This window comes from Microbulbifer variabilis (assembly GCF_052467165.1).
In genome coordinates, this window is record NZ_CP174301.1 from 2,294,180 (window position 1) to 2,317,454 (window position 23,275).

Sequence of the window (23,275 nt, forward strand, 5' to 3'; positions counted from 1 at the left end):
GACTTGACTACTACATCTATTATTTATTTTCTAAGGTCAATGCCTGCCGCATGGCAAGCATCATCATTTAGGTCCTTATCAATGACAATACCGACCGTCTCACCTGTATGATATGCTGACAGCGCCACCGATAGAGAACTTTTAAGCATTTCAGGGTGAAGGTCCGCTGAAGTAAAATAAGCGTAATTATGCCTACAATCACTAAGCCCTGTGTTTCCAACAAAAGTGACGATAAAATCTCCTTAGCCATACGTCCATATCCTATTGATTTCGCCACGATACCATGTCGGCTCTGAGGCAGCATTTGAACCAACAACCAACAACCAGCAAACAGATTAAAGTGAAAATTTTATTCATGAATCCCCCTTTGAATATTTAATATCTCAATCAAGCTTTAAATATACTTCTCTTAAACTGCATATCAGTCAATTTAAAAGAAACTTAAACTCTACCAGCTAATACCAGACACTTTGATGGGCTTGGTATGATTTGGGCCCACATTCTCTCCGCTATGCCCTTTATTAAAAAGTCCTCATACTCAATTAAGCTGGATTTTCACTAATTGATGGAAAAGTTAACTCTGGAAGTTGGACCTAGATTCACACAATATCGCAACTAATGGAGTAGCCTCCTGTCAGTGCTCGTGATAAAGCTCGCAATACTGATCTCAATCAAACAGGATGAGCAAAATTCCACCAAATCGATTGAGAAAGGGTAGGACTAAAATCCATGTGACGACCCATAGTCGCGTAATCACACATAGACGGAATGATCACTCGTGGGATTCCCGCAAGCACAAATAACAAAACCGCCCTCTTTTCATTGTCTAATCTACTTTAAATACAACTCATCCCACTACCCCGAGGCTTCTTATGAAAGATGTCGCCGTCGTCGCCTATTGCAGAACTGCTATCGCCAAAGCAAGACGTGGTGCACTCAATCAGACTCACGGTATTCCGATGGCGGCCCATGTAATAAGGGAAGCCATTGATAGAGCACAGTTAGATCCTCACGAGATTGAAGATGTAGTGCTGGGATGCGGTTTACCTGAGGGGGCCACCGGGCACAATATCGCACGCAATGCCGCACTATTTGCCGGCTGCGGGACCCAGGCACCGGGGATTACGATCAACCGCTATTGTGGTTCCGGGCTGAATGCCGCCTCGGTTGTAGCAAACCGAATAGCTGCTGGAGAGATGCAAATTGGTATTGCTGGTGGCGTAGAAAGCATTAGTCTGGTTCAGTTTCACTTAAACCTTGATCATTTCGTTTACGAACCCCTACAGAAGAAAATTCCCGCTGTCTGGTGGACCATGATTCAAACAGCGGACTTTGTTGCCGATAAGTTTTCAATTAGCCGTGAGACCCAGGACCGCTACGTTGTGGACTCTCAAAAGCGAGTGGCTACGGCACTCAAGGAAGGGAAATTTGCCGAGGAAATTGTTCCTTTCAAGACGGTAATGTCGGTAAAAAGCAAGGAAACCGGTGAAACAAGTAATAAACACGTTACCTTGAGTGAAGATGAAGGCCCTCGCCCTGACACCACCCTGGAAGGCCTAACGGCATTAGAGCCCGTGAACACAGGCGGCACAATTACAGCAGGCAACGCTTCCCAGCTCTCCGATGGCGCAGCGGCTGTGGTAATGATGGATGCAGAATTAGCCGCACAGAGAAATCTACCAATCCTTGGTCTGTTCCGCGGCATGCAACTATCTGCAGTTGCACCAAAGGAAATGAGTATTGCTGTGGCACCCGCTATCAAAAAGCTAATGAAGCATCACAGCCTGGCTATGGCAGATATCGACTTATGGGAGCTCCATGAAGCCTTTGCCGTAACTACACTCTATAACCAGGCTGAACTGGATACTCCATGGGAAATAACCAATGTCAACGGAGGAGCCATTGCCCTTGGCCACCCCTATGGAATGTCGGGAATCCGTTATCTGGGTTCCACCCTATTGGAGTTAGGAAGAAGGGATAAGCATAAAGCAGTTATTGGTGTCTGTACTGCAGGAGGTATGGCAACTGCGGCCTACCTGGAGCGCTAGTGAAGTTAATAGAAATCTCCACTGATTACTCAGACTACCACCCCCGCCTTCAATGAGGTTACCCTTTTAGATTGAAACCCCTGGGTGAGGCTAAGGCTTATGCCGAGGTAACTGACAAGTGGCACTATGGGCGCAATGAAGGCAATGGGCCTGCTAACCTTATTATCTTCTACTCAGGGGTAAAGGGAGTTCCCACTACGGTTATTAAGAATGGCCAGGAGAAAAACTAAAAAACACCACGATAAAGTAAGTTCTCAATCAGGCTTAGTACATCCCTCTCTCAAATTTCACCTAGTTGAGAGTTTGTTCTCATCCATGGGAGTATGTTCTTGTAAGAATATGGTTCTTTAAAAAACCAATCTTTACAAATTTTACTCATAAAGTCTTTTTTTTACTTAGGGTTATCTATGTCTTGCAAATACAGTAGCCAGCTATGCCCAGGCCCATCCCTAAGTGGCCCTTTAATAAATACATGCACACTTTGTCTTGCAGATTTTTTAGACGGGCAAAGATCTGACATCAAAGATATGCTTGACAACGAAAAAACAGCATGGCAAATGATGTCATCATGGACAAAGAAATTAGTTGGCTTTATCGAAAGGCTATATAAGGATCAATTTACAATTCATAGCCGCCCCTCCGATTTTTCTTTCTGCATAACTGGCTCCGGTGCGAGAGGCGAGGCTTGCCCTCAATCAGACTTAGATGCTTTTATCGTAGTACCCAAGATTACCCAAAATCAAAGGGAAACATGGAGGAAGATTAATCTCGCCGTTCAAAAGCGACTAGATAATATCAATGACAGTCGTATAAAAACACTGCGCCCGGGAAAAGGTTTTGTTTTCTGTACTGGAGGGTTAAATCCACTGGGAATGGTGACAAAGAAATGGATGGAAAGGAATAACAAAGATGGCCTAATTAAAAAAGATCGAGTTATTTTTGACCTAACCAATACCGCAGCTGCTCTAACGGGGCTTCTTGAAGAGTACTACCAATACCCAAGTGATCCTAAACGTTACCTCCGGAAACATATTGTTAGCGGACTTCAAGAATGTGCTCACGCTTTTGGCAACCCGAAGCTGCATAGAGAACTAGTGGATGAAGTTAAATTTGTTTTAGGTAAGCAAGCTATTGAGTTTGGCTCTAATTCGCTTCTAACAAGGAAGAGAAAGCAGGGGCTGCAAGCTATGGAAGTTGCGATTAATGATAAAAATTTCCAACCGCCAGCCCCCTATTCTGACATTAAGCGAGTTAAAAGAGAGTTTTATCGAGCTCCTCAGTTCATATTGAAAGGCCTCGCGTGGTTCTATGATATAGATGAAGTCAGTTCCCTAGCTCAACTTTCCAAACTGGAAGAAATGGGAAAGCTGCACCCAACCAGAGCTGTCCATTTCCGCAAAGCAATGTCAGAAGCACTGAGGGTCAGGGTTGCCTCACATATTGTTACTGGTGCGGAGTTTGACAAAGTTCTCTCAGCCTACGTAACACCCAATAGAGATCAAAGTGCCTGGCTAAGGCTGAACCCGGAACAGTCAGAGCTTCTGGAGGATGCCGCGAATAGCGTCAGGCTAATCATTGGCTGGGCTGATGAATTTACCACCTCACAAGGGCGAGCGCATGGCATTCGCTACAATCCCTTTTCGGAGCCGTTCTTAATTAAATAATTAGAATTCTCGATGTTTTTTTCAATTCAAAATCACATGCAATTTAAAACCACTCAAACTTCATGGATATTGATCATCAGCCGCTTACACATCAAAATATTACCAATAAAATTACGAATTGAGTGTATTCATTTTAATTACACCTAATAGAAATTTTTTTTATAATTAGAAAGTTTAAATTCTTCAATTAACTTTTCAGCACCCAGGCTATGTGTTATCTCACGTCGATACACTAGGCATATTTCATCTTTAAAACCTGGTTGGTCTTCACTCACCCATTCAAGCTGGTTTCTTCCGAGTGTCTGCGCAACACGACCAGGAATAATACCAACGCCAGCTCCTTCTAATGTCATTTTTGTGATCAGCTCGTGACTAGAAGACCTTATATATTGTTTATATTTATTTCTTTCAGCAATGGTTTTCAGTAGCCAATCCGTCTGCATCAGTGCTGGATCATATATCAGTACGTCTCTAGATTGAATTTTCTCAGGATTATGCCAAAAACTCACCACATCATGACAAAGATGCTTGATCACCAGATCAGGATGAGATACAGGGTTTACGACAATACCGATATCAATTTTCCAACTGATCACTGCTTCTACAATCTCACGAGAAAGTGCATGCTGAAAGCTTAATTCAATACCTGGGTTTTGTGCGATAAAAGCAGGCAGACCATCAGGCAGCATATGTAGTGAAATGGAGCTGTGACAACCGATAGTGAAGTGGCCAACGGCCTCTTTATTTTCTCGCAGCGCAGAGTATTTAACCTCATCCCAATCATCTAGTAGCTGCTGAGCGCTTTTTAATAGCCTAAGACCCGCGCGTGAAAGTTGAACGCCGGTTTTTTCCCGTATTATTACTTCAGTACCCAGCTGTCTTTCCAGCCTTTTGATAGCAGCACTCAAACTAGGCTGCCGAATCCCCAATCTTTCTGCTGCCCTGGATATATTTTTTGTTTTTGCAACCTCAATAAAATAATTAAGTTCATCAGCGTGTGGGAACATAGAGCGCAACTTATTTAGCTACTTAACTTAAAAAACAGTTGTCGAGTCTACATCGACATACTCTTGGTTGCCATAGATATTGGCTATGGCAACCAGCGCCGACTTCTATTTTTCATGTTTTTACACTCATGTTAATTTCTTTGCTTCCTATTTATTCAAAAAAATTTCCGGAGCCAGAGTGTCTACATCATCTCTCAGCTATCCCTCAGCAGCGAATAGTAATGCAGTATCCTCTGAAACTAATTTCAGTATGGCTTTAACTTTTCCTTTGCAGACTTGGTATGAATGGGGATACCTACACAACCCAATCATCGCGAGTGATAAAGACATTTCCAGAGTTAAACACTCCTATGCATTACTACAAGATCAGATCGGCGATACTAACAACCCTATCTATGGACTACACACCAGCTATGGTGAGAATGAGCGAAATCGCCTAGACCCAGACCAATGGAAAAATACCCAAGTCAACCTCTTGGAATATTTACAAGTTGGTATCGGTGCTCCGCTACCCAAATCGGTCGTCAGGCGCGCGTTAAAACTACAAGCTCGAAAAACAGCTCACGGCCTGTCAGGTATCCACCCTTCCACTTACCAAGCACTTCTTAAGCTGGCAAACAGTGAAACTCTTCCCAGAGTCCCCCGAAAAGGCAGCCTGGGTGCCAGTGGTGACTTAATTTCTATGGCCCATGCCATATCTCCACTATTTGAGCATGGGCCAAAAGGCCCCCGCGACGTAATTGGCCTGGTAAATACCAATGCCATGATGGCTTCATGGGCTATCGAGCATGATTATCAATTAAGGAAGTTATTAAGGGACTGTTTTAAATCTGTAGCGCTGATGTCCTTGGCCATAGGTGCTGGAGATGAACATTTCTCGGAAGGTTTACACTATGGAGAGGTACATACCAGCTACGCTCGAGCAGGCAACTTGCTAACACAACTCCGACATGACTATTTACAATCGCCGAATATTGTCGAAGGTGAGAAAAGTCTATTACAAGCTCGTTATTCAGTTCGCTGCGCTCCCCAGATACTGGGACACTGTCTTGACTTATTGGATTACTCCGAAGCCAAAATTCGTTCCGAAGCGCTTGCCGTTGCCGACAATCCCCTAATTCTTGAGTCTGGCCCCTGGCATGGCGGACTCTTTTATGCGATTGGGCTGGCGGCTTCTGCTGAATTTATGCAGGAAATTATTCATCGCCTGGCCGAGATGCTTGATCGACAAATATTGATTTTAATGGACCATCGCTTAAATGGAGGACTGCCGGACAATTTGAGTGTTGAATCATTCAACCACTGTAAAGGAATTCACCAGCTGACGTCAGCTCTGTTCCAGGAAATAAAAGCCAGGTCAACACCCGTGCGTCAGATGAGTTTCTCGTGTGAAGGCAACAATCAGGACCTTGTACCCTGTGGAATGGCCGCACTTAACAATGTCAACGACCAGCTGGATACGTTAAGAGAAATTGTCCGCGCAGCAACTTTTTGCTCAGCTAGAGCCGCAATGATGCGCTCAACAGGTGGTTTACCCGAAGCATTAAAATTGGCGAACTGGTCACAATTTACAACAGCCCAGGTAGAGAGCATTTTATGAATTTTAACTATTTAACAGGCAATTTCGGCATTGAGATTCCAGCGAATGAACTAGCCGATATGGACCAAAGCACAGGGCTAACACTGCAAAACTTATGGCATGAGCACGAGCTATTGGTTATCAGGGATATGGACCTGGATACTCAAGCATTTGTCAACTTCTGCAGTTTATTTGGGGAACTTCAAAAAAATTATTTCTTTTTTCAGGGTCACTCAGAGGAGTATCCACAAGTTGCTAGAATCATTAAAGAGGCCGGTGAAAAGAAAAATACTGGGGGAATCTGGCATCATGACCAGGGCTATTATTCGAATCCGGTAAAAGGTATCGCTTTGTATGGTATAGATATTCCCCCCAGGGGGGGCGATACCCTCTTTACTAGCTCAACACTTGCTTATGAGAGCCTTTCAACTGCAATGCAGCAAGTAGTTAACTCTCTCAATGTGATACACACCACAGAACTAATGCTCAAAAAGCAACCATTAACAAAATTAATGGAAAGTTCGGATGCGGATGGGTCCGGTATAGAGCGGGCGCTAAAATTAATGCCGTTGAAATCTGCAATACACCCAGCAGTTTGTAAAAACCCCGTAACTGGCAAGCCTTTTCTTTACCTGAACCGAACTACTACCTCGCAGTTTGAGGGTATGACAGCTGATGAAAGCTTGGGCCTGCTAAATTACCTGTTTCAGCACGTCGAAAAACCGGAATTTAATTGCCGAGTGCAATGGCGCCCTGGCACCCTGGTGCTTTGGAACAATCACCAGGTCTTACACTATGCGGTAAATGACTACAATCAACGGCGGGAATTACACCGTGTGCATTTCTCTGCAGAACGACCAGTTAAATATCTATAAATAGATAGTTAGTGTATTTATGAACTATAACGAACTACTGACAGATTTTCTGCACATTAATAGCCGGTCTAGAAATGAACAGCAGGCATTTAAAGATAATCAAATCAAGAAGCTGCTCAGTGAGGCTGTTGCAAAGTCCAACTACTATCGTGAATTACTTGCGCAAAACAATGTTGATATAGAGGCAATACAAACCTGTACAGATTTACACCAACTGCCGATTATAAGCTCTGAAGTATTTTTAAAGCCTATGCCGACAGTGAGTATGGCTTTTAACGATATTGTTCGCTATTGCCACACCTCAGGCAGCACCGGCACTCCCAAGCGAGTGCCCTATACCCGCAAAGATATTGAGAACGCGGTAATCTCTCAAGCGCGCAGCTACTTATTTGCAGGTGTTGAACCATTCGATAAATGTTTGTGTGCAATGACCTATGGTCCCTGGCCCAGTGGTATGATTTGTCATGCTGCCGCTGAAATATTTGGCCTCACCATTCCCGCAGATTCATTTCTGGGGATTGACCATCAGCTTCAGAGCCTGCAAAGGGATCAGCTGGATTATATGGTCTGCCTTCCCTCTTTATTACCTCGGCTGGAACGCCACTGCCTGGAGAAAGATATATCACCGGCATCCTTAAACATACGCAATATATTTATGGTGGGTGAACTGTTCTCTGAAGACTTTCGGGCTCGCTATGAGCAGTTGTTCAACTCCAAGCTGATTAATATGTATGCGAATACTGAGCTTGGGCTAATAGCGAGTGAATGCCAGCATCATAACTTACATGTGTGGGAAGATTTCTTTCATGCAGAAGTTATTGACCCCGATACAGGAGAACCATGTAAAGATGGTGTCACTGGGGAATTAGTGATAACCGCTCTGCAGCGTGAAGCCCTTCCGCTGATTCGCTATAACACACATGATCTGGTGGAGATGCACAGAGGCCCTTGCGAGTGTGGCCATCCCGGAACCTATTTGGGGCCCATCAAGGGGCGCCTCGATAATATGTTCACAATCAATGGCGGCAATATCTATCCGATTACGCTGGAAAACGCCATCACTGCTATCGCTGGTCTCAGCTCCTTTTACCACTGCATTATCGAAAAAGTCGATGGGCATGATCATTTGACCTTCGAAATTGAAGCAAGAGAAGCTGCCAATCAGCAGGAGAAAGAGCGTTTAGCACGACTATTTTATAGCAACCTCACCAGTTCAGATGTAACCCTTCGTATGATTTTCCTGGGGCTCGAAGCGGCCTCAAGAATCAATATAGAAATTTTACAACCTGGGGAAATCAGTAAAAAAGCTGGCAAGGTTAAAAAAATCATTGATCGCAGATAGCCTTCCCCACTTAAATGGAGCATACACCTAGCTACCCCTTCACTATGTGAAGGGGTAGCTAGCAAATAGGCTATTGATATTGCGAAAGGTGCTTACCAAGGTTGCTCTTCACCGAGGTGGACAAATTGTCCGTTGGGGCCATCGCTATCGATCAGGGCCAGGTCTACAACCGTTGAAGCTCCGTCGGTAACTTCCATTGGCGCCGCGCTGGTGCCCAGGTCGGTTTTAACCCAACCGGGGTGCGCACTATTGACCTTGATATTGGTCTCTGCAAGGCTCTGGCTCAGGGAAACTGTAAACATATTTAATGCGGCTTTAGATGCGTTGTAAGCAAACGGTTTTACCGCACTCCAGCCAGATTCAACATCGGCATTTACTGCCAGGGAACCCAAGATGCTACTAACGTTTACAATACGTCCAGCCTTACTCTTCTTGAGTAGTGGCAGTAGTTCCTGCGTGAGGCCAATTTGAGCAAACAAGTTGATATCGAAGGTGGTTTGCAGATCAGCTTGGGAAACAGTCTCACTGTTATTCTGCGCCCATTCTCCTTCCACAATCACACCGGCATTGTTTACTAGAATATCCAGTCGGCCATACTGCTCAGCAATTTTTTGAGCTGCTCGCGCCCTGTCGTTTGCCTTGGTGATATCCAATTCTATGGTGTCCAGTGGGGCTACCTTGCCTGTCCAGGCCGCTTTAACCTCTTGAAGCTTCTCCTGGTTGCGGCCAGACAGAATTACCTTGACCCCCTGGTCAGAGAGCTGCTTGGCAACTTCGAGACCAATACCGCGATTAGAGCCAGTAACTAGTGCAATTCGTTCATTCGACATGGTTGAATCTCCTGTGAATCATGTTGTTTCGAAGACGAAGCCATTCTATTATCCACCCATAAATGAACAATTACCCAATTTGAAAATAAATGTTCGCGATTTAGAAACAGTAAGCTTGAGAACCCTATCGGTATTTGTCCAGGTCAGTAAAACCCTGAATCTCACACTTGTGGCTGAGCAGTTGGGCCTACCGAAATCCACAGTCAGCAAGGAAATATCCCGGTTGGAGTCCCATCTGAAAGCAAAGTTACTGGACCGCTCAACCCGTCGGGTTGAGTTAACTGAAGTCGGTGCTATTGCTTATGAGCGAGCACTTCAATTGGTGGAAGATTTTAAAGCCCTTCAGCACGATGTGCTGGTTATGGAGCAACAGGTACAAGGGCTCCTTAAAGTTTCTGCCCCACCCGCTCTTGGCGAGTTTCTCTCACAAAAGGTCTTGCCCCCATTTTTGAAACGCTGGCCCAAAATTACGGTTTCTCTCAACCTTACCTATGACTTCGAGGATCTATTTGCCCAGGGTATCGACTTGGCTTTCCGAGTAGGAGAAATTCAGGACGACCGCCTAATAAGCCGCAAGCTCGGCTACTCCACCAGGGTTCTTGTGGCCAATCCAGAATATCTGGCAGTGCATGGGGCGCCCCAACTTCCTGAAGAGCTGGCGGGTCACAACTGCCTTCGATTTCAATTCAATCCGGGGGAATCGGAATGGACACTGACATCTGCTAACTCAACCATCAACTTATCCGTAAGCGGAAATTTCTTTTGCGCTAACATCCAGGCATTAAAAAATGCAACGTTGAATGGGCTCGGCATCGCCCAATTGCCAATTAACAATATTGTTGAGGAATTGGCTGGCGGGCAGTTGGTAAAAGTGCTTCCAGAATGGCATGTACCACCAATGAACATTCATGCCGTATACCGAACTGGATTGAACAAACCGAAGAAACTCGCGGCCTTGCTCGATTTCCTTAACGAGGAGAAGGGCCTCTTCGAGTGGAGTGTGTAGTTGCAGATTTCATCGCCACCTACCACCTTTATAGTCCATTTACTTTATGGTGCATTTGCTTGGTTCGCTTGAGCCAAAGTATCCCTAAGGTGACCTGGCAGAGGGATTTTGACCCTGTCGGAGGCAGATAAAGTGACATAGGTAATGTTCGCCGTAAAAGCCGGTGCCCCACTCTCCAGATAAGCCTCAAGCTGGAAGCTAAAAGAGTGGTTGCCAATATCTGAGATAGAAACCTGAATTTTTAACTCCTGATCCCAAGTCACAGGGGTCAGGAATTCCAAGTTGAATGCTCTTACCGGAGTTATAAAGCCCAGCTGCTTCATCCTTCTAATGGCTGGGCCGTCAAACAGGACAGACATCGCTTCGTGAGTTGCCTCCAGGGCAAAGTCGGAAAATCTTGGGGTATATACAATACCCGCAGGGTCACAATCACCGAACAATACCTTGCGTTTAACGGTTATCATCTGGCCAATCCTGAAAGTCCAAAGCAGCATTGCTATTGTATGGCAAGGTACCTGCTCTATTCCGATCAAACAGAATTACCAAATCCATCATCCTGCACGCCCCACTTGCTTACGCTTAGTTACTAGAGATAGACAAGAGCGTTACTTCCGGCGGAACTAGGAATCGCACAGGTAAAATACTGGTCCCTACTCCAGGGCTTACATACAGGTTTTTTCCACCTTCCTCGATATGACCTATCGCATAACGTTGCCCGTAACGAGAGGGAACTATCGGGCGCCCAATAAATGGCAGGTAAACCTGTCCTCCGTGGGTGTGCCCAGCAATAGTCAGTGAGATTTGCTTCGGTAATTCTGGAAATATATCGGGATTGTGCGTGAAAGCCAAAATGCTCTCAGCGGTATCAATGCCATCCATCGCTTGTGCGATATCATGTGGCCCCTCCCAAAAATCACTGAGACCCACCAGGCGTAACTTACAAGCGCCACTATTCAGCTTTGCTGATCGGTCTTCAAGTACCGTAATCCCTCGATCAGCGAATGCCTTCTCTACCCGCTTGGCATCAAGCCACCAGTCGTGATTTCCCAACACTGCGAAAACGCCCATGGGCGCTTTCAATTCCTCCAGTATCTCGGCAACCTCTTCGGGAGAAACAAAAGAGCCACCTGCAACGCCCTGGATAACAAAATCACCTGGTAACAAAATCAAATCAGGCAAACTCGCATTTACTTCATCAACTAACCACCGAAGGCTATCAACCCCTTTATACGGAGAGCCCACATGTAAATCAGCAAGGATGGCCACCTTCTTGTTATTACAGGCTTCTGGCCAGGAATCAATCGTTATCGTCTGCTCTCGGATTCTGAAACTATTTGGCTCTGCAAAGAAAGCCCAAATAGAGATGGTTAGACCAATGATAAAAAGTATTGCGGAAATGTTACGACATTTGCTCAAGAAATAGACTCACTCAATGACCCAAACCTACAACACTTCAGGCTACAGTACGGTATCTACTATTTAGAGATACTTTGAAAAACCAGCCTTTAGCGTTACATCACGCTTCACATAACTAAAAATAGCTACTTTTTACTCGAAATCGCGCTTTCTATATACAGTTATCTCCATTTTTACTGCCCTAGATCCGCATTTAGCGGACTTGTCGAAGTTGGAGCGGAGATAGTAGTGGCATCTATAATGGTGCCTTCACGCAGCACCATACCATTCTCAGCAAGATGGATATTGATTTCCCTAACTAGAGTTGTACTCAGCTGATTCGCTCCATCATTAGCCTTGTCACACTGAATCAAAATGGAAAAGAAAAGACAAATTCGATCGAGCTTGAGATTAAACTGCTCAATCCCACTAAGTCTATAGGTCAAAGGCTAACCAGCCCAGGTTCAGCTTGCTGCACCTGCTCACTACTCTCGATATCCAGCAACCATTCACAGCCGCTTAAGCAATAACAGATCCCGGTTATTAAAATAGTTATACAGGGTTTTGCTAGAAACTTGACTGACCTTGACGATCTTCTCCATGATCAGCTCTGAAGGGTCATGGCTTTCCAGTGCAGCGCTAGCAACGGATAAAATCCTTTGTCGACGCTTCTACTGACGAATGGACGAGAAAGGGCCTCATTTATTGGTCAAATCAACAACCCCTGAGAATTACAGCACCTGAGAGCGCCTAATTATTATAGTTTTCCCGAGTTTTACACATGACTGTAAAACCAGGCAATACACTCTCTAAAACGCTATATAACCCTACTATTTCTCCGTTAACAGGTCGTCAATAAAACCATTCATCCGCTTTAGGGCCCATTCGTTCCTCCCGTAATTGATACGCTCCAGCGCACCGTTATTCATGGAGCGCTGAACACCCTCCCCTAGCTCAAAGTCCTCATTCAACACCGCTACAGTAATATCATGGTTACGCTGCCAATGATCCCGCATGGTATCCCGCAACTCAGTCGGAACCAGTGTGGTAACAGCGATGGCCGTTTTATCGAGGGCCAGGGGCCTGAACTGCACCCAGTCAATATGCTGATGCTGAATCAGCAAGGCCGAGGTAGGAAACAATGAATACAATGTATGACTGCATTCTCGCAGGGATTGTTGCTCGACGGGTTTCTCCACCACCGTAGCTAAAGCCTTGGTCGGCATTACTACCCGTAGATGGGCCCCCAGGGCATCGATGACCGCGGTGTTGTTATAAAAATAAGGGCCAATACTCTCGCTGTGGGCATAGGAAAAGTGGTAGGTTTCAATACCGCCCTCTGCCACTATTTTCCAGTTTGTGTTCCAAACCTTGCGATATTGCGCAAACACAGAGAGCTGATCGAGCTGCAGGGCCGCTAGCGGCTGCGACATACCCTCCAGAGCTTCATCCAGGTCTGGAGCCGAAGCCCCATCAGGGCAAAGCCAAATGAATCCATGCTTTTCTTTAACAGGCAGTTCGAGTAGGCCATTGTCTGACTTATCAAGATCAGGAAAGCACTGTTGCTTACCAGGAACCGAGGCCAACGCGCCATCTGTGGTATATGACCAGGCATGATAGGGGCAGTGAATGCGTTTTGCCTGCCGGCATTCTCCCTCCCCTAGTAGTGTGGCACCGCGATGACGACAGCTGTTGTGAAAGGCATGCCATTGGCCTGAGGCATCGCGACTGACAATCAAAGAGCCGAGTGGCGTCTCGACCGCTTTGAGGCTATTCGCTTCAATCAGTTCAGAAGTATGTACCAGAGGCCATGGCCAACGACGATGAATATGCTCCATCTCAAGCTCGAACACCTCTTTGCTGCGATATCGTCGTGTATCAGCGTTGGCCGTCTCATCCGCCAGGGTTGTGGTTTTATCTTGTACCAGTCCCCAGCATCGCTGGATAAGATCGAGTTCTGTTTGTCTGTCCATACTCCATCCCTTGCGTTATGGCAATCAGAACCTACCAATCGGTAAGTTTATTGACAGGCTACCTACCAATCGGTAAGGTGTCAAGCTGTCTAGCCAGACCATATTGAAGCTCAATGAAGACACGAGAAAAGTTACTTCTCAAGGCCGAAATTCTCTTTTCTGAGAGAGGTTTTTACGGAACCAGCATCAATGATGTCGCCGCCGAACTGACTATCAGCAAACAAGGGCTGCTGCACCACTTCCCCAGCAAAGAAAAACTCTATGCTGCGGTACTTGAATCCGCTGTTACCCATCTGGTTGAGAACCTGAAACCCAACATTGAGCATGAGCTAGCTCCCAGAGAACAGCTGTTGAACTTATTAAACGTACTGGCAGCACCCGACAAAAGAACCCACCGCGTTATTCTTCTTCTGATGCGAGAGCTGTTAGATAATAAAGAGCGCTCCGAACACGCCCATCAGTGGTTTCTAAAGCCCGTTCTCGATCATCTAGAGGGACTGGTGAAAGCGAGCCAGAAACAGGGACACTTTCAAGAGATAAAGCCGCTTGCCTTTATCTACCAATTACTTGGGGCCGTTCAATATTTTTTGATATCTGAACCCACCTTGAAAAAGCTCTACTCTGCAAAAACCTTCAAGACACTAAAAAAACAGCACTTGATCGAACTGGAAAGATTGATCACGAGCGCTTACTAATCACGACAAAAGGCTATACTGCCTCTATGTAGGGTAAAGGCAAGAGAAGTAGCAGACTAGGCTAGGCGGTAACGCTGAGCTTCCCTCATTGCGATACCATTCTGAAGCGCTATCAGCATCTGATTAATAGGGGCTTTAACGGTTTTTCCATCATCTAGACGTATGCAGAACCATGCACCTTCTAAACCTGTAGGCATCGATATTATCGAAGAAAAGCCCATCTATTCGCTGGGTAAATTTGTGATTAACTGGAACGGTCTCATTGCCCTTAGCCCCACCTTATAACCTGGTTAATATCACTGGCCTCCCTAAAAAAATCAGGAGCACTTGGAGCACCTTAGGGAATTTTAATTAAGAGATCTTAGTCATGAACCTCTGTAGCTTAGTTTTCCGAAATTAAACCCTTCAAACTTGGGAATCTGTTTTAGCATAGAATTCGAGATCGCTAAGCATACGCATGACTTTACAGGTGCCTGCAGCTTCCAGGTCGATACATTGATCTCGTAGTTACTACAAACTTTGCCGAAGTTGTACCTACAGATCCATTTGATCCTCAATATGGCGGATAGGTTTTATCAACCAGCTCATTGATTTCCAGGCAATTCTCAATTGGCTGCACTTTGAGTTCGAGCAGATTTCGAGTATCTTCCAATGGCATGCCCAATGAACGGCAGTGGCGAATGCAGTGAAATTGCTTTAAATGAGCTCCAGAATAAAGTTATAAATTATCCCTGGTCCGCACAGGTTCCGGTAACGAGTCCACCTGATCGTAGTAACGCACTGCCTCCACTTCACAGCTGGCTTCGCCAATCATATAGGGCATGCAGGTGTCCCCTTGACTCTATAGTTACTAGAGGGATAGTAATAATGGCTCACCTTTTGAGCTATCCGAGAGTTGACTATGGAAAAGCGCGATACTGGCTGCGGTTGTGAAAAGCCCACAGAGCCACTCGAAAGACCCGGCAATAGTACAGTCAATAAAGAAGGAGAATCTTCCCTGTTCTCCATTGGCAAGATGGACTGCCCAACCGAGGAAAGCCTGATACGCGCCAAGCTTTCCAGTATTCAGGGGATCTACAGCCTCGACTTCAATCTGGTACAGCGAATCCTGACGGTCGGCCATGCACCTGGCATGGAGCAGACGATCCTGGATGTATTAACGCCACTCGACCTGGATGCCAGGCTGGCTACCGAGGAAGATACCGAGGGTGCCCCTCCAGCCGCTAAGGCCAATTGGTGGTTGCTTGGTGCCGCAGCCGTTGCAGCTCTGGCATCAGAATTGGCGTATTGGCTGCAAGGCGGTAATACCTGGTTAGTATTTGTATTGGCTCTGGCTGCCATTGCTGGCGGTGGCCTCTCCACCTACAAAAAAGGATGGATAGCGCTTAAGAACCTCAATCTGAACATGAATGCGCTCATGTCAATTGCGGTCACTGGCGCCATATTAATTGGACACTGGCCAGAAGCGGCCATGGTAATGGTGTTATTTACCCTGGCAGAACTGATTGAAGCAAAATCTTTGGACCGCGCTCGAAATGCCATCCGGGAGCTACTGAGCCTAACCCCGGAAACAGCCACTGTACGGCAGGATGATGGAAGTTGGCGTGAGATCGGCGCAAAAGAGGTACCTTTAGGAGCCATTGTCAGGGTAAGACCTGGCGAGCGTATCGCCCTTGATGGGGAGGTTGTAAAAGGCAACTCTGCAGTTAACCAGGCCCCAATTACCGGGGAAAGCTTGCCTGTAGACAAGACGGCCGGCAATGAACTTTTTGCGGGGACCATTAATGAATCTGGCGCGCTCGAATACAAAGTAACCGCTGCCGCTAATGATGCTGTCCTGGCCCGGATTATTCATGCGGTAGAGGAGGCCCAAGGAAGCCGCGCGCCGACGCAGCGCTTTGTCGACCAATTTGCCCGCTGGTACACACCCCTCGTGTTTGCCGTAGCCTTAGCCACAGCGTTAATACCCCCACTCTTTTTCGGCGGCGCTTGGATGGAGTGGATATACAGGTCTCTGGTATTGCTGGTAATCGCCTGCCCCTGTGCTCTGGTAATTGCGACACCGGTCACCATTGTCAGCGGCCTAGCGGCAGCAACCCGTCACGGCACCCTGATTAAGGGCGGTGCCTATCTCGAGCAGGGTCGTCGCCTGCGCTGGATTGCACTAGATAAGACCGGCACCATTACCCATGGCAAGCCCGAAGTAACCGACTTCGAACCCTGGTCAGGTGCTGAACCTGACGAAATCAGAACTATAGCTGCCAGCCTGGCCTCACGTTCTGATCATCCTGTCTCAAAAGCCGTCGCAGAATATCTCAGCGCAGAAAACGCAGAGCTACATGAAGTTGAGGCTTTTGAAGCCCTGGCCGGCCGGGGTGTTCGCGGCGAAATAGCTAATATGGGGTACTATCTGGGGAATCACCGCTTGGTAGAAGAGCTTGGGGTCTGTAGTCCGGATCTTGAACAGCTGCTTAGCAAACTTGAATCCCAGGGCAAAACAGTCGTTATGCTGGTGGGAGAATCCGGAGTAATGGCTTTGTTCGCAGTTGCGGACACCGTCAAAGAGTCCAGTCGGAAAGCCATTGAAGAACTCCACGAATTAGGGGTGAAAACCCTAATGTTAACCGGTGATAATCAACATACTGCCGACGCCATCGCCCGCGAAGTAGGCATCGATCGAGCCGAAGGCAACCTTCTTCCAGAGGATAAACTGCAGCAGGTGGAGTCCCTGGCCGGTCATGGCAGAGTTGGTATGGTTGGGGACGGAATCAATGATGCACCAGCACTGGCGCGAGCCGATATCGGCTTTGCAATGGGAGCTACAGGTACAGATACCGCTATAGAAACCGCCGATGTTGCCTTAATGGATGACAATCTTGGCAAAATTGCTGGTTTTATCCGCTTGTCACGCACCACGGCCCATATACTTTGGCAAAATATTGTCCTTGCTCTCGGCATCAAAGCGATATTTCTTATCCTCGCCTTTGCTGGAGAAGCTACCATGTGGATGGCAGTGTTTGCGGATATGGGTACCAGTCTGCTGGTGGTATTCAATGGATTGCGATTGATGCGGAAGTGACCTGCTGTAGAATCCGATATACAAACTCGGCTTAGTAATATGCTTTAAACTTCATCCATCCCAAAAGCTTAGGGACGGATGAAGTTTACCCTTCAGGAGTTAGTTTATGACTCAACGTCAATAAACCTTACCTCCCCATTCTCTGTTGCTGTGGATGTAATAAATACCTGGCTTCCACTTATCCTTCCTACAGAAAGACATTGTCCAGAGATATTGGTATAAATGCCCGGGTCACCTTCCGGAGGATTATTATCAGACCATTCACAACCGTTAGTGCTTAATATATAGATAAATCTCTCGCCATATAGGTTTAAATTTGAATTATCAAAAGAGAACAGTTGAACCTGCTCACCCTCCGCGTAGTCTGCTCCAAAGATATAGATTGACGCATTCTGGTAGGACAATAGAGATCTTGTGGGTGAGTTACTAGTGCTATAAATCGTTGAGCTATCATATGCATGAGCAATTGATGCCTGTCCGCCATCTAATACTACGCGACTGGTATTCCTAGCATTGACCGATACTATCTCTCCACCCAGCAGAAATAATTCTGAATTGTTAAATACCTGAATAGAGCTGGTAATCTGGCCTCCTCCCATGGTCACAACTGTTGTTTGCCCAGAGAGGCGAACTTCATGCAAATAAGCTCCCTCTTCAATTACATACTCGACAGTTGGAAAGTTACCATTCAGGTCCAGTATACAAGGCTTACTTTCATCACCGGGAACACAAATATAATCAATATATATAATTTCTTGACCAGATACTGAATGCCCCAATTTATATGAAGCCAGGATACCCTCAGAACTTTGACCAAAATCAAACTTTGAATAAAACGATTTAGCTTCGCCTGATAAGACATCAAAGGATAGCAATAAGACAAACAATAAAATAAATATATTAGCGCCACCTCTATATTTCTTACTCATCGAATATTCTCCAGAACAGTAGGCATATAATTGACAGTATGAATATAGAGAAGTAAGGCCGCATTTCAATAATGGACTCAAAAATTTTTATTTACATCAAAAAATACAGCGCTTATGCCTCTAAGAATTAGGGAGCACTCAAAACAAGACAGCTTTGACTTCAAGATAGTAAAATTTGGATCACCGCTCAGGATAACCAAAATATAATCGTGTATCTTTTTACCAAGGATTCAAATCACTGAAGCTTAGTATAAGCATCTTGATTACTTAACAACTGCCCCCTTATCAATTTTTATTCCCAGTGGTTTTACTAATGTATTAAATATCGCCCGTTGAAATTATCGTGCCATTAAAATCACTATAACAGACAATAAAATTTTTGGAGGATATCGATACTGGCTGTCTAGAGATAGCTCGGCATTCGACAATTAAATAAAGCAAGCCCAAAGTTCTTATTTATCTAAACCGGTATTCGTTGTTAGCAGCCTAACGCCAGCAATTTGTAATAAGATTAAGCACGCCGTCGATCTCGGCAAGTTCATCTTCTGTGTTGAAGTGTACGGCCAGTACCATTACCCATGGCAATCTCGAAGTAACCGACTTACAACCTTGCTATGGAACTGAATATCAACAAATCAGAACTATACAGCTATCAGCCTGCCGCTCAGAGCATCCGTTGTATCAGCAGGCGGGACACTAATGGAACCTATAAATTTGGACCGCGAATGGTAACTTCGCACTAGTCCAAAAGCTATACTGGGTATTCTCTCGCAGTGACAGAAAAACCTGGAGTACATATAAAAAAGCCTGATCAGCAAAGCTCACTGATCAGGCCATTTTACCATGAAATAAATCTTATAGATAAGCTAACAGATAACATTTAATTAATTTTAACTGCCTTAATATTCTCTATTCTCTGTGGAAACAATTGAATTGATCTCATCAATGATAAAGAAAACCCTGGCCCTTCTTTATCCAGCTCACTTGCCGGCAAATAAAAATGCCGAACTGCATTAGAGCGGTATAAGGCTGAATCAAGAATATGCCATTGGCCTTTATGCCATACTTCCGCCCAGGCATGGCCAAAAGACGTTACCTGTTCTTTATCTTCAAGTATTACGGTGCCTAAAACAACTCTTGCAGGAAGATTTAATGATCGAGCAAGTGCAGTAGTAAGCACCGCATACTCCGTACAGTCGCCGCTACGTTGGGTAGCCACCACTGAAGCTATATTAAAGCCATGGATATATGTAGGATATTCAATATAATCATCTACATATGATTCCAGCTCTGTTAATGTCCAATTTTCACTGACTCCACTTGTAAAGCCGGAAGTAAAATCCTTTGTACTCTCCTCATCCAGGTCAATTACAAAACTATTCTCTCTATATTTTGCATGAACTTCACCAAAAAAGTTCGGCTTAGTTCTCATGGTAATAAACAAGGACTCACCTTTAATGTGCTCAACAGTGATGCCCTTCCAATCCAACAAAGCTGTAGCAATCCTTTGTGCCTCTGGTGAAACTAGCTCAAAGTGAATAGTATCAGCAAGAGGCAGAGGCTGATCAGTTGCAAGCTCTGTGCTCAATTCAGCAAAGAATGGAACACTCTGTGCATTTACATCAAGTGCCAACAAAGTTAATAGGAGCGGAAAAAACTGCTTCATGGCAGTTTAGGCTCACCTTTTACATGCAATAATTCCATATCCAGCACAAGCGGCCCTTGCTTCATAGTTCCCTGCTTGAAAATCCCACTGTCTTCAGCGGTAAATTTCATAACAATCGGGCCTATATCCATTTTAAAGTTTGCACTGGGGTTATCAGCCAGCTTGCTTACCAGGACTTTTTGTGCTGATGTAGGGTCCGCATCAGATAGCCACATATAAAATTCAGCAGAATCCTGATCTGACACGTTTAAGTGGGCTGTTTGAAGATAACTACCAAAGTTTGACAATAACATACCGGTATAATCCAGTTCAGAATTGATCTTTTTGCCCTGGAATTCACCTCCTACCAGCCACTTATCATTTTGGTTCTTAATTGAATAATGTGAAGTCAGCTCACCATTATCAATTGAATATTCTGAAGCATTAATTAAATAACCATCCGGCCTACTCCAGGAAGAAGATACAAAGTCTGAAGCGGATATAGAGCTGGCATCAACTGGGAAAATAAAGGCGGCTCTGCTTTGAATATTGATATCACCTTCATCATCTGTAGTATATTTTTCATAGCTATATCCAACAGATATATCATTAAGCTTCATCTGATGAACAGACTCAAAGAACTCCGCACTTTGATTGTTTACTGTGGATACGCCTATAAATGATTCAAAAACATCAACAAAAGCCTGGTGGTATCCCATTTGATTATGCAGACAGACCTGTAGGTTCCCATCAACTTCCGCTGACAAGCCCTTCATTAACCCTGCTACAGCTTCACTTTTTTCGCCAAGAAAATAAAGGGTATCTAGTGATAGATAAGGTGTATTCTCGGTAATGCCGACATCAACAGCATAGTTAAAACGGGCTGAAAGTGATTTATTATTAAGCTCTTCAGCCTGAGCCAAACTGCTATCAATCAACCCATAAAGAGAATTTGCTGGGCCATCATATTCATTAAAAATATAACACTCAATTGGGACAGAGGTATCAATATCAATTAGGTAATACCAGGTTCCATCACTATTTTTTGAAGCCGCAACCTTACCTAAAATTTCTCTTTTGAAATTAAGACCTTCAACTTCAAGTGAAGACTTATTATCAACAATTTTATCTTTCAGCATCTCATCTTGAATCCAAGATGGAAGATTATCTAAACTTAAAATTCCCCATGAACTACCCGTTTTATCATTCCCATTAGGCTTTGAATCCTCTGTATTTTGTGTAGCAGAGCAGCCAGCCAGCAAAATAGCAGTAGTAATAGCTGGCATTAGTTTGATGTTCATACTTAGTTCTCTATTTTAGTTGTATTTAACTAGTTGTTACTCAAGTAGTAGAAATCACTTATGAGTGAAATTCGTACAAACTTGAGTGCGGCTATACAATGTATTGCAAGCAATCTTACCATCTCGCAGGATAAGATTGTATTTGAAGTTCAGGAATTACAAGATTGAGGGTACATTCAAAGGATGCCTAGCAAGAAAGGGGGTCGCCAATAGTTTATATAGCTAGCAGAAAATATCAATCCGACTCTCCCAGCCCAACTTTGTTAGGCTAGAATTCCAGGGTAGTAATGTTTCATAGCTCTCTACAGACTGATTGCGTGGAACTTTCCAAGTACTTCCACATAATACTTATATGTAGCAATACCGTAGATCTTGGCTATTTGCAAAATAGCTAAAGTGTAAGTACAGTTGAATCAACCCCTTCGAGTGAAGATACTTACAGGTAGTTTTTTCGATACCTTACGAAGGGTTTGATTTTTTATTCAGTCAAATTGGTTTCGATTTCGGTGCGGCCACCCTTCAAAAGCTCATAAAGTCCTTTCCAGTGCTTTAGGCAGTATTCTATGGCTTTACTGAGTGGAGACTTGTGTAGTAGCTTTGATTACTTTTCATCTAGCCTGTTTTACTGATAGCCGCAATCGGCCTGGACTCCTCCTGCCGTAAATCACATCACTGCTTTGCAGTTAGCTATCACCTCCGGCTTTTGAATCTATCCGATATAGTTTCCTATAAAAGTACATAACCTGCTTGGCCAGTCCGCCTGTTCTGTGTAGACTTGGAAATTGGTGCAAATTTGCGTCGAGCGTGTGCACTACAATGACTTGGGTTAATCGTCTCTTCGCGGAGCAAAAGCTCTACAGCATTGCAGCCATTCATCCTCATTAAAAATGTAATTGTCTTTTTAACTTGAGCGTATAGGAGTATATCTTTAAAAGAATTCACAAAATATTTAATTTATCATGCCCAGATACGCTTTCCTCAAGAAATACCCGCTTTTTGAAAGCCAACAATACCATCTAGCTTAATAAAAGATGTAGAGACCAACCCCTTTCCATCTTTTGATTTAGCTGGCACTTATTTGATATATTGTGTGTCGCCGAATAGGATTGATTTATAATCACTCGCAAAAAGTGAGTAACTTACTTGCTCTCACCCAATCCTATTAGACAATAAAGATTCTGTTAAAATTCAAACCGTTATTTAATTAGCAGCACTAACAACTCAACTTTAAAAAGAACTTATGAGCACTCTATTAGCTGACGACTTCCTTCAAAGCCCGCCTCGCCAAGTAAGCAACAGAAAAAATTACTGAAAACTGGCCACTCATTTGTAAAGCAAACTTTGGCCAAAAATCTATTTCTTCTGTGAACAGAGATAAGACTAGATTTCCTGGAAATAGGAAGACTCCCAAATACTCCCAACCACCACCGACAATAAGCCAGTTATACATGAAGGTCACCACGCCAACTAATAAAGCTAGCAATCCAATAGCCATTGAAAACGTAATATCCTTATTCATGCCTTTCTCTTAACTGTAAAAAAGTGAGATTTATATTACGCAATCATAACATCACTTTCCGCCCACAACCTCTTTCTTGATATAGACGCCCAATCGTTTTGCAAGACGAACCAAATTTCCTCTATCCATAGAAAGCAATTTTGCAGCTCGACTCCAATTCCCATCACAGTTAGTCAGCGTATGCTTTATAAGATCGCGCTGATAATCCTCGGTCGCAGACCTGAGATTCACAACTTCCAGCGGTGGTTGAGCCGGTTTCTCAAACTCTGGCTGTGCCATGATATCGTCAGGAATCTCTATATGCGCAGCGGTTAACGATACAATCTCTGACGGAGAGGAGCCCTTTCTGGCCTTCAAGGCTGCACGACTAATGATATGCTCCAACTCC

The 23,275-nt window shown here is 44.7% G+C and carries 21 protein-coding genes and 1 pseudogene; 8 read left to right on the top strand and 14 right to left on the bottom strand.

The annotated features are described in order from the left end of the window. Positions 1-872 precede the first annotated feature (872 nt). Both ACJJIP_RS10195 and ACJJIP_RS10200 read left to right on the top strand, forming a co-directional pair. Positions 873-2,048: a thiolase family protein gene (locus ACJJIP_RS10195; RefSeq protein WP_282950611.1), complete on the top strand. Its 1,176-nt coding sequence runs from the start codon at positions 873-875 to the stop codon at positions 2,046-2,048. Positions 2,049-2,575: 527 nt separating this feature from the next. Then, positions 2,576-3,712, top strand: coding sequence for a DUF294 nucleotidyltransferase-like domain-containing protein (locus tag ACJJIP_RS10200; protein WP_020415400.1), 1,137 nt, complete (start codon positions 2,576-2,578; stop codon positions 3,710-3,712). Positions 3,713-3,855: 143 nt separating this feature from the next. Here the strand turns inward: ACJJIP_RS10200 and ACJJIP_RS10205 are convergent, their stop codons facing one another. After that, the gene (locus ACJJIP_RS10205) at positions 3,856-4,719 is read right to left on the bottom strand and encodes a LysR family transcriptional regulator (RefSeq protein WP_020415399.1); all 864 of its coding nucleotides are present in this window, start codon (positions 4,717-4,719) and stop codon (positions 3,856-3,858) included. Between the two features lie 178 nt (positions 4,720-4,897). Between ACJJIP_RS10205 and ACJJIP_RS10210 the strand changes: the two genes are divergently transcribed. The 3 genes from ACJJIP_RS10210 to ACJJIP_RS10220 are packed head-to-tail and all read left to right on the top strand — an operon-like array spanning position 4,898 to position 8,515. Continuing rightward, entirely contained in the window at positions 4,898-6,319 is a 1,422-nt protein-coding gene (locus tag ACJJIP_RS10210) for an aromatic amino acid ammonia-lyase (RefSeq protein ID WP_169337150.1), read from the top strand. Beyond that, entirely contained in the window at positions 6,316-7,173 is an 858-nt protein-coding gene (locus ACJJIP_RS10215) for a TauD/TfdA dioxygenase family protein (protein WP_444946839.1), read from the top strand. Before ACJJIP_RS10210 ends, ACJJIP_RS10215 begins: the two co-directional genes overlap by 4 nt. 19 nt (positions 7,174-7,192) lie before the next feature. Next, the gene (locus ACJJIP_RS10220) at positions 7,193-8,515 is read left to right on the top strand and encodes a phenylacetate--CoA ligase family protein (RefSeq protein WP_444946840.1); all 1,323 of its coding nucleotides are present in this window, start codon (positions 7,193-7,195) and stop codon (positions 8,513-8,515) included. A 92-nt stretch (positions 8,516-8,607) separates the two neighbouring features. On the opposite strand, the gene ACJJIP_RS10225 is transcribed toward ACJJIP_RS10220, so the two are convergent. After that, a complete protein-coding gene (locus ACJJIP_RS10225) occupies positions 8,608-9,345 on the bottom strand; it encodes an SDR family oxidoreductase (RefSeq protein WP_444946841.1) in 738 nt (245 codons plus the stop codon). A gap of 115 nt (positions 9,346-9,460) precedes the next feature. Between ACJJIP_RS10225 and ACJJIP_RS10230 the strand changes: the two genes are divergently transcribed. After that, on the top strand, positions 9,461-10,351 hold the full coding sequence (locus ACJJIP_RS10230) for a LysR family transcriptional regulator (protein WP_169337149.1): 891 nt from the start codon (positions 9,461-9,463) through the stop codon (positions 10,349-10,351). Positions 10,352-10,395: 44 nt separating this feature from the next. On the opposite strand, the gene ACJJIP_RS10235 is transcribed toward ACJJIP_RS10230, so the two are convergent. From ACJJIP_RS10235 to ACJJIP_RS10255, 5 genes are all read right to left on the bottom strand, one after another. Further along, complete coding sequence (locus tag ACJJIP_RS10235) at positions 10,396-10,815, bottom strand: acyl-CoA thioesterase (protein WP_040629508.1); 420 nt, start codon at positions 10,813-10,815, stop codon at positions 10,396-10,398. Positions 10,816-10,930: 115 nt separating this feature from the next. After that, entirely contained in the window at positions 10,931-11,767 is an 837-nt protein-coding gene (locus ACJJIP_RS10240) for a metallophosphoesterase (RefSeq protein ID WP_353375412.1), read from the bottom strand. 173 nt (positions 11,768-11,940) lie between these two features. After that, positions 11,941-12,192, bottom strand: coding sequence for a hypothetical protein (locus tag ACJJIP_RS10245; protein WP_444946842.1), 252 nt, complete (start codon positions 12,190-12,192; stop codon positions 11,941-11,943). A 63-nt stretch (positions 12,193-12,255) separates the two neighbouring features. Beyond that, positions 12,256-12,402, bottom strand: coding sequence for a TetR family transcriptional regulator (locus ACJJIP_RS10250; protein ID WP_083922857.1), 147 nt, complete (start codon positions 12,400-12,402; stop codon positions 12,256-12,258). 174 nt (positions 12,403-12,576) lie between these two features. Beyond that, positions 12,577-13,719 (bottom strand): aromatic ring-hydroxylating oxygenase subunit alpha, encoded by a 1,143-nt coding sequence (locus tag ACJJIP_RS10255; RefSeq protein ID WP_444946843.1) that lies wholly within the window; start codon positions 13,717-13,719, stop codon positions 12,577-12,579. A gap of 113 nt (positions 13,720-13,832) precedes the next feature. Between ACJJIP_RS10255 and ACJJIP_RS10260 the strand changes: the two genes are divergently transcribed. Then, positions 13,833-14,414, top strand: a complete 582-nt coding sequence (locus ACJJIP_RS10260) for a TetR/AcrR family transcriptional regulator (protein ID WP_444901621.1) — start codon at positions 13,833-13,835, stop codon at positions 14,412-14,414. Between the two features lie 553 nt (positions 14,415-14,967). Here ACJJIP_RS10260 and ACJJIP_RS10265 read toward each other — a convergent pair. Next, complete coding sequence (locus tag ACJJIP_RS10265) at positions 14,968-15,096, bottom strand: MerR family transcriptional regulator (protein ID WP_353056927.1); 129 nt, start codon at positions 15,094-15,096, stop codon at positions 14,968-14,970. A 219-nt stretch (positions 15,097-15,315) separates the two neighbouring features. Between ACJJIP_RS10265 and ACJJIP_RS10270 the strand changes: the two genes are divergently transcribed. Then, a complete protein-coding gene (locus ACJJIP_RS10270) occupies positions 15,316-17,493 on the top strand; it encodes a heavy metal translocating P-type ATPase (protein ID WP_353375409.1) in 2,178 nt (725 codons plus the stop codon). A gap of 104 nt (positions 17,494-17,597) precedes the next feature. Here the strand turns inward: ACJJIP_RS10270 and ACJJIP_RS10275 are convergent, their stop codons facing one another. From ACJJIP_RS10275 to ACJJIP_RS10300, 6 genes and pseudogenes are all read right to left on the bottom strand, one after another. Next, the gene (locus ACJJIP_RS10275; RefSeq protein WP_020415384.1) at positions 17,598-18,422 is read right to left on the bottom strand and encodes a hypothetical protein; all 825 of its coding nucleotides are present in this window, start codon (positions 18,420-18,422) and stop codon (positions 17,598-17,600) included. Between the two features lie 880 nt (positions 18,423-19,302). Further along, positions 19,303-20,088: a transglutaminase-like domain-containing protein gene (locus ACJJIP_RS10280; protein WP_444946844.1), complete on the bottom strand. Its 786-nt coding sequence runs from the start codon at positions 20,086-20,088 to the stop codon at positions 19,303-19,305. Beyond that, a complete protein-coding gene (locus ACJJIP_RS10285) occupies positions 20,085-21,368 on the bottom strand; it encodes a hypothetical protein (RefSeq protein WP_444946845.1) in 1,284 nt (427 codons plus the stop codon). The genes ACJJIP_RS10280 and ACJJIP_RS10285 overlap by 4 nt, the downstream gene beginning before the upstream one ends. A 478-nt stretch (positions 21,369-21,846) precedes the next feature. Beyond that, positions 21,847-21,954, bottom strand: a pseudogene (locus ACJJIP_RS10290) (IS66 family transposase); the annotation flags it as partial. Between the two features lie 666 nt (positions 21,955-22,620). Then, positions 22,621-22,887: a hypothetical protein gene (locus tag ACJJIP_RS10295; protein WP_444946846.1), complete on the bottom strand. Its 267-nt coding sequence runs from the start codon at positions 22,885-22,887 to the stop codon at positions 22,621-22,623. Between the two features lie 51 nt (positions 22,888-22,938). Continuing rightward, a complete protein-coding gene (locus ACJJIP_RS10300; RefSeq protein ID WP_444946922.1) occupies positions 22,939-23,271 on the bottom strand; it encodes a helix-turn-helix domain-containing protein in 333 nt (110 codons plus the stop codon). Positions 23,272-23,275: the final 4 nt, after the last annotated feature.